General features: G+C 45.0%; 7 protein-coding genes and 1 pseudogene. 3 read left to right on the top strand and 5 right to left on the bottom strand.

Annotated features, from left to right (window positions below):
- Positions 1 to 202: 202 nt before the first annotated feature.
- The 4 genes and pseudogenes from QUA13_RS32960 to QUA13_RS31465 all read right to left on the bottom strand — a co-directional run bounded on the left by QUA13_RS32960 (position 203) and on the right by QUA13_RS31465 (position 1,749).
- Positions 203 to 253 carry a hypothetical protein gene (locus QUA13_RS32960; RefSeq protein ID WP_445242768.1) on the bottom strand — a complete coding sequence of 17 codons (51 nt, stop codon included), beginning with the start codon at positions 251 to 253 and terminating at the stop codon, positions 203 to 205.
- Positions 254 to 317: 64 nt separating this feature from the next.
- Positions 318 to 419, bottom strand: a pseudogene (locus tag QUA13_RS32965) (hypothetical protein); the annotation flags it as partial.
- Positions 420 to 544: 125 nt separating this feature from the next.
- Entirely contained in the window at positions 545 to 1,456 is a 912-nt protein-coding gene (era, locus tag QUA13_RS31460) for a GTPase Era (protein WP_333204894.1), read from the bottom strand.
- 68 nt (positions 1,457 to 1,524) lie between these two features.
- The gene (locus QUA13_RS31465; RefSeq protein ID WP_333204886.1) at positions 1,525 to 1,749 is read right to left on the bottom strand and encodes a hypothetical protein; all 225 of its coding nucleotides are present in this window, start codon (positions 1,747 to 1,749) and stop codon (positions 1,525 to 1,527) included.
- Between the two features lie 216 nt (positions 1,750 to 1,965).
- Here QUA13_RS31465 and QUA13_RS31470 point away from each other — a divergent pair, with 216 nt between their 5' ends.
- On the top strand, positions 1,966 to 2,397 hold the full coding sequence (locus QUA13_RS31470) for a hypothetical protein (RefSeq protein WP_172189517.1): 432 nt from the start codon (positions 1,966 to 1,968) through the stop codon (positions 2,395 to 2,397).
- A gap of 440 nt (positions 2,398 to 2,837) precedes the next feature.
- On the opposite strand, the gene QUA13_RS31475 is transcribed toward QUA13_RS31470, so the two are convergent.
- Positions 2,838 to 3,110, bottom strand: a complete 273-nt coding sequence (locus QUA13_RS31475; RefSeq protein WP_333204888.1) for a hypothetical protein — start codon at positions 3,108 to 3,110, stop codon at positions 2,838 to 2,840.
- Positions 3,111 to 3,362: 252 nt separating this feature from the next.
- On the opposite strand from QUA13_RS31475, the gene QUA13_RS31480 reads away from it, so the two are divergent.
- Both QUA13_RS31480 and QUA13_RS31485 read left to right on the top strand, forming a co-directional pair.
- Entirely contained in the window at positions 3,363 to 3,920 is a 558-nt protein-coding gene (locus QUA13_RS31480) for an NUDIX hydrolase (RefSeq protein ID WP_333204890.1), read from the top strand.
- Between the two features lie 192 nt (positions 3,921 to 4,112).
- Positions 4,113 to 4,868 carry an ATP-binding cassette domain-containing protein gene (locus QUA13_RS31485; protein ID WP_172189513.1) on the top strand — a complete coding sequence of 252 codons (756 nt, stop codon included), beginning with the start codon at positions 4,113 to 4,115 and terminating at the stop codon, positions 4,866 to 4,868.
- Positions 4,869 to 4,960: the final 92 nt, after the last annotated feature.

The following is a 4,960-nucleotide window of genomic DNA, read 5'->3' on the forward strand; positions in this document are numbered from 1 at the left end:
ATTTCTCAGGTTGGGAATATTCCCTCTTTGGCAACTATTATTCGTGAAAAATCTGTTCTCAATCCTTTTGGTTTGTCATGGATGCCTGAATAACTGTTTCCCCGAAATATTGAGGGGATACTAAAACTAAATATTGTGATTCTTCAGCTACCTTAGCACTTAAGCCGTCACACTCGGATAAGGTCGCGGTCATAAACCGATGCTAGCGGTCAGCAGCATAAGCAATGCAGGCTTTTAAATCTTCTCGCGTCAAATCGGGAAAATCGCCCTTGAATTTCTGCTTCGGTCATCTCGGAAGCCAGGTACTCAAGCACTTCATAAACCGTAGTTCGCAAGCCGCGCACACAAAGCTTACCACCGCGTTTATTTGCTTCGATCGTGATGTGGTTTCGGTAATTCATAGTTGGAATTATCGTCATTGTGTTCTCGACCTTTGCAAAATCTTAGCCTATGGCTGCGGATATGGCAAAGTTGTCAATCTTGTTTTTAATCTGCTGCTGAGCACATCAGGATTAAGAGAGGGAAACTGCCAACAGATAAAGTTTTATTCTTCTACCCGATAGCCCAATTCCGCCAAACGAGTGCGCGACTGCCGCCACTTCGGCTGCACCTTGACAAATAACTCCAAATACACTTTGCCTTCAATTAACTTTTGAATCTGTTCCCGGGCCGCACTGCCGATCGACTTGAGCATACTGCCGCTTTTACCGATTAAAATACCTTTTTGGGAATCCCGTTCGACGTGAATTGTCGCCAGAATGCGAGTAATTTTTGCTTCTTCTTGAACTATGTCGATCGCAATTGCTACCGAATGCGGAACTTCTTCCCGCGTCAGCAGCAAAATCTGTTCCCGAATCAATTCGCCCATAATAAAGCGTTCCGGCTGGTCAGTCACCAAATCGGGCGGATAATAATAAGGCCCAACGTCCAAATGTTCGATTAACAATTTTTGCAGCGACTCGACACCCTCGCCCGTGAGAGCGGAAAATTTCACTACAGGCCACTCAGGATTGACAATTTGCTCGTAAGTTCGATCGATCAACACGCAATCCGACGGTTGTTCGTCCAACTTATTCATCCCCAAAATCACCGGAATTTTGGTATTGCTGAGAATTTCGACAATATATCGATCGCCCCCTCCCGATTCCACCGAACCATCCACCACAAACAGCACCACATCCACCGACTGAATCGCTGTGCGGGCATTCTGCACCAAAACCTTGCCCAATTGGTGGTGCGGCTTGTGAATTCCGGGAGTATCTACAAAAATAATTTGTGCTTCCGGTGTCGTTAGGATGCCCCGCAGCCTGTTACGCGTCGTCTGAGACACCGGCGAAGTAATCGCAATTTTCTGCCCCACCAACTGATTCATCAGCGTTGATTTTCCGACATTCGGGCGTCCGACAATACCCACAAAGCCCGATTTGTAACCCGCCGGAGCCGCGGGAACACCCATAATGTCCGATACGTCGATAAATTTACTATCTTCCACTAAAATCACCTATTTTCAAGCCCCTTCTGTGTCTATTGTCGCCTGAAAATACTCAAACGCCCATCGATGCACTCTAGCATCTTTCTCGCCCAGGTATAGCCCGCAACACTCAAAGCTCGATCGAGCCGCAAACCAGTGTTAAAACGTGATACGCGATCGGCAAAACTTGATATCTGAGACAAAATTTGATAAAGTTCCAATGACATCGATCGAAAATGAATCATTCTGGTAAAACCGACTCCCCAATGCTGTAACAACTTCAGATGTGTAAATGTCTAACTCAACTGAAACTTTTCTACAGTTTGTCAGGCAAACCAGTTTTAACATTTTTGAGAGTGTTGGGTAATAAATTAGCTGCGTTGAGTTCAAACTCAAAAGCTCAATATCATCAGGCGCTTTCTCAATAAAAGCGAGTGTCTTTTAATCGTACCTAAATTAGTGCTAATCGTCCTAAAGTTGAGGAGATGAATCGGATGAAATCGAAATTATTTTGGAGTTTTTGCACCGTTTTGGTAGCAAGCTTGCCTGTTCCCGCCTTGGCTCAAACCAGCCCTCCAACCAGCCCTCAAGCAGGTTTTGACTACAAGGGTGGCTCGATGAAATACCAGTTGCTACCGGGCAGAATCCAGGACAGAACCTTGCCCAAAGCCTTTGACTTTCCAATTATTACCAATGTTGCTACTGACACTAGCATCACCTCGGATTACCTAATTACCGATCAGTTTCGCGCCCCAGCGGGTCGTACAGAATACACCGGAGCTCTCACCGCATGGGCAGCATCAATCAGAGAATGTCTCGCCAAACAACCACTCTTGATTCGAGCCAGCACCAAGAACCCGGTTCAGATTAATGGCAGAGTAGGCACGATTGTTAGAAACGTAAATAACCGTGCAGTTTGCAGATAAGCCAGCAATATCACGGCGGCTAAATTGACCGTAATAGCTGTAGGGACGGGTTCACCAATATCTCCAATGCAAGCATCGATACAGTAAACCCCTCACCGCGACGATATTGTGGTCAATCGACCCCACTTGATATAACTTCCAGTGTCTGAAGACAAAAACTAGAGAGTGTTTTTAAACAAAAAGAGCAATAGAAAACCTATTGCTCTTTTTGTTAGTGAAATTTCAATTAATATCTATTAGGACTTATATAATGTCCGCTAAAACGACATCATATAACAGGTTTGCAGTGAGGAATGCAAGTCCTTATCAAACTTTGAGGACTTGCATTCCTCACTGCAAACGACATAATTACGCAGAAACCAGCTTTTGTCCAAAATATCCCGTCGAACCAGAGGGATATGGATTTTAACACCCGGTTTATGAAAGTTTGTCTGCGTAATTCACGATTTAGTAGCGCAAAATTCATGTTTACTCAGTAAAATTTCGCCATAATCAGGAATCCAAGCCAGCCACTTTTCATCAGAACATTCACACAACAGCCACGCTTCGTCAAAGCTGAATGCTGTTGGCGGATTGAATAATTTAACCCACATAGAAGGAGCCAATTTTGGTGCAGGTACGGCGCAGCCAAATTTTTCCCAGTCGCCGGCACTGGCGAAGCTTCCTGGGGTTGCTTGGGATTGCCAAGTACGAATATCTGTTTGCAGTTGCATAACTACTCCTGTCTAGCTAAGAGTCTGCACCAGGGCGCGGTTGAAACAACCCAGAGCGAAGGCGCAGATAAACTTTGATTATGTAGTCTATGTTACCGAATTATCTAGGCGAATGTGTAGGGTTGTAGCAAAAATTTACAATCGAGAGGAAAAAACTGGTTCAAAGCTGAAAAGGTCGCTCTTTTATTGTTGGGTTCGGCAACGATCGCCTACCATAGCAAACAACATCTGATTTATTTCAAAAATTCCGACATGAACCAAACTGCCAAATCCCAGTGGAAAACTCTAGACCGCTTTGTAGAAATCAACTCTCATTGGGTAAAACTAATCGCCGAACATCTCGAAACAACCGAAGGAAAAACAGTAGAATATTGGCGAGTAGAAAGAGCAGATTCAGTTGTAATCTTGACAATTCAAACTGGCAAATTTCTGTTTCCCCCACCGATGTATCGCCCCGGCGTAGCAGAAGCAACCCTCGATTTTCCCGGCGGTCGCGTAGAAGCAGAAGCCACGCCAGCAGTGGAAGTTCCAGCTATACTCAAGAAAGAATTAGGCGTGACAGAAAGTGCGATCGCCCGCATCGAACCGATCAACACCATTGGCTGGGCAATAAACAGTTCTTTCTCCAATCAAAAACTCTACGGTTTTGTTGCAGAATTGCACCCGACAGCAACAGTAAGCCCCGAACTGATCGGTGCTGCATATCCTGCCACCCCAGACGGGATTCGCGACTTGCTCAAAAACTTAACTTGCCTCCAATGTCGAGCCTTACTGCTAGAATGGCAAAATCAAGTCGATTTTAGATTTTAGATTTTAGATTTTAGAATTGGGAATTGTCCCCCGATGCTCGCTGATTTGAATTTTAGGACTTACGCTCATAAACCCGGTTTCTCTGCTGACAAATCTTGGGTTAAGCAGTAAAATTTCTAAGAAAAACGGGGTTTCTAGCCCCTTGTCTGTAAGTTCTAAAATTCTTGAAAACCCAAATCACCGGAACTAATCATGCCTCTCAATAATGAAGTTGCTGTCGAATGTCTCGACGTGACATATCGCCTCAACCGCAGGCATTTAGTAGACAAACTCAATTTCAAAGTGCTGCAAGGAGAAGTTTTAGTATTGCTGGGACGCAGCGGGAGTGGCAAAACTACTACCATGAAATTGATTAACAATTTACTAACGCCAAGCAGCGGCGAAGTTCTTGTCATGGGAAAACCGACAACTCAGTGGAACCCAATTCAACTGCGCCGAAAAATTGGCTACGTGATTCAAGAAATCGGTTTATTTCCCCATTTTACTGTCGAGCAAAACGTCGGTTTAGTGCCAAAATTAGAAGGTTGGGAGGGCGATCGCATTCAATCTCGCGTCCGCAAACTGTTAGAATTAGTCAACCTCGACCCCCAGCACTTCGCCAAACGCTATCCCCATCAGTTATCCGGCGGACAGCGGCAGCGGGTGGGCGTCGCTAGAGCACTGGCGGCTGACCCTCCGATATTGTTAATGGATGAACCGTTTGGTGCTTTAGACCCGATTACTCGTCTGGAATTGCAGCGGGAATTCGGTCAATTGCAGCAGCAACTGGGCAAAACAGTGATTTTTGTGACTCACGGCATTCAAGAAGCTTTTTTGTTAGCTTCTAGAATAGGTTTGATGCAAGATGGACGGTTGATTGAATTGGCATCCCCCGATGATTTTCTGAAATCTCACCATCCAGAAGCTCGCGCATTTCTTGAATGTTTGCAATTACCCGGGACTGGGTAATAATATGATGTGCGATCGGCACTGTTCTCTTAAGGCGTGAGTGCTAGGATATTTGTGCAGCATAGAGTACAAGCTTATGAAGTGTATCCATT

It is taken from the genome of Microcoleus sp. S28C3 (genome assembly GCF_036700785.1).
GTDB lineage: Bacteria > Cyanobacteriota > Cyanobacteriia > Cyanobacteriales > Microcoleaceae > Microcoleus > Microcoleus asticus.

Bases quoted from the DNA above. Each gene is read 5' to 3' on its own strand.
- QUA13_RS31475 (WP_333204888.1), bottom strand. From the start codon at position 3,110: ATGCAACTGCAAACAGATATTCGTACTTGGCAATCCCAAGCAACCCCA.
- QUA13_RS31480 (WP_333204890.1), top strand. From the start codon at position 3,363: ATGAACCAAACTGCCAAATCCCAGTGGAAAACTCTAGACCGCTTTGTA.
- QUA13_RS31485 (WP_172189513.1), top strand. From the start codon at position 4,113: ATGCCTCTCAATAATGAAGTTGCTGTCGAATGTCTCGACGTGACATAT.
- era (WP_333204894.1), bottom strand. From the start codon at position 1,456: ATGGGTGTTCCCGCGGCTCCGGCGGGTTACAAATCGGGCTTTGTGGGT.
- QUA13_RS31470 (WP_172189517.1), top strand. From the start codon at position 1,966: ATGAAATCGAAATTATTTTGGAGTTTTTGCACCGTTTTGGTAGCAAGC.